The sequence below is a fragment of the Halorubrum sp. SP9 genome, from assembly GCF_005435015.1.
Lineage (GTDB): Archaea > Halobacteriota > Halobacteria > Halobacteriales > Haloferacaceae > Halorubrum > Halorubrum sodomense.
In genome coordinates this window covers 1-1,288 of sequence record NZ_SGXU01000110.1, presented here as the reverse complement: position 1 = coordinate 1,288, position 1,288 = coordinate 1, and the positions used below count along the sequence as shown (strand labels likewise).

The 1,288-nt window shown below is 62.7% G+C and carries 2 protein-coding genes; both read right to left on the bottom strand.

Annotation, left to right across the window (positions count from 1 at the left end; genetic code table 11):
• Positions 1 to 211: 211 nt before the first annotated feature.
• Complete coding sequence (locus EXE45_RS16670) at positions 212 to 808, bottom strand: NADPH-dependent FMN reductase (protein WP_137694986.1); 597 nt, start codon at positions 806 to 808, stop codon at positions 212 to 214.
• Positions 808 to 1,125: a hypothetical protein gene (locus EXE45_RS16665; RefSeq protein ID WP_241989509.1), complete on the bottom strand. Its 318-nt coding sequence runs from the start codon at positions 1,123 to 1,125 to the stop codon at positions 808 to 810. Before EXE45_RS16665 ends, EXE45_RS16670 begins: the two co-directional genes overlap by 1 nt.
• Between the last annotated feature and the right edge of the window lie 163 nt (positions 1,126 to 1,288).

Sequence of the window (1,288 nt, the reverse complement as noted above, 5' to 3'; positions counted from 1 at the left end):
CGGCGAGCGCGATCCGGCCGAGGCAGCGGTCGCCCCGTTGTATCCAATAAAGGTGACGGGATAGCGCGCGGTGATTTCTACTACGACTTCAGCCGTGGGCTGTCTCCTTGGTCCTCTGTGAATCCGGACAACTAGCAATCCGACAGACCGTACACGGACCCAGTTGCTGAGCGAGCGTCCTTCTGATTTACTGCTAATACGGATGACCGAGCTAGATCGCTGGACCGAGCGACCGCAGCGCGGCCGATTCTTCGATTGCCGCTGCCAGTTCGACGGTTGCGTTGCCAAGCGTGGCGAGGCGCTCGCGGACAGCTTCGTTGACGAGTTCGCCGTCCTCGAAATCGGTGTCGGTCGCGTACGTCGCACCGCCGACAGTGTGGGCTCCGAAGAACGCGAACGCCGGGCGGAGTTCCTGATCGACCGCGAGGAAGTGGTGATCGGTTGCGCCCGTCGCCACAAGTCCCACCGCCGCGTTCTCGAACGGCGCGACATCGCCCTGCCATTCCCCGCGTGGAATCATATCAAGGAGGTTCTTCAGCGCTCCCGAGTATGACCCACGGTAGACGGGTGTCCCGACGAGGTACGCGTCGGCCTCGACGATCTGGTCAAGCGCCTCGGCGGTGTCGCCCTCGTGGTTTTCGATACCGCGCCCGTCCGCGGTTGCGAGGTCGTAGTCGGCCAGATGGAGGATCTCGGTCGTGACGTCGTGGCTTTGAGCTGCCGCATCGAGGGCGACTTCGATCGCGGTCCGCGTCCGGGAGTCAGTAGCGACGCTGCCGACAATCCCAAGGAGCGTCCGGTCGGTCATTACTTTGCCACCTTCGCGCCGGCGATGTCCTCAATTTCGTCGTCCGTGTCGACCGCATCCGGATCGAGTGGGTCCGCCGCCTCGATAGCCGGTATGATCGTCTCGCCGAAGCGCGTGAGCTCCGGCTTGAAATCGAGGAATCCAGTGAGAATAATGTCGACGCCGATCGCATCGAGCTTCCGGATGCGCTCGATGATCTGCTCATCAGTTCCGATGAGTCCCGTCTTGAAGCCGTCGTTGTACTGGACGAGATCCTCGAACTCGGAGTCCGACCACATGCCGTCGCCCGCCGCCGACGACTGCCCGGCCTGCTTCACCTGTTATTTGAACGCGTCGATCGCCTCGTCTGTAGCGTTCTCGATGATTCCTTCGAGGACCGACTTGGCCTCGGACTCGGTTTCCCGCTGGATGACGAACGCGTTCGCGGCGAACCGCGGCGACTCCGTTCCGAACTCCGCAGCGTACTCCTCGACGTCCTCG

Excerpts from the sequence above, each read along its gene's own strand:
- EXE45_RS16670 (WP_137694986.1), bottom strand. The coding sequence starts at position 808 with ATGACCGACCGGACGCTCCTTGGGATTGTCGGCAGCGTCGCTACTGAC.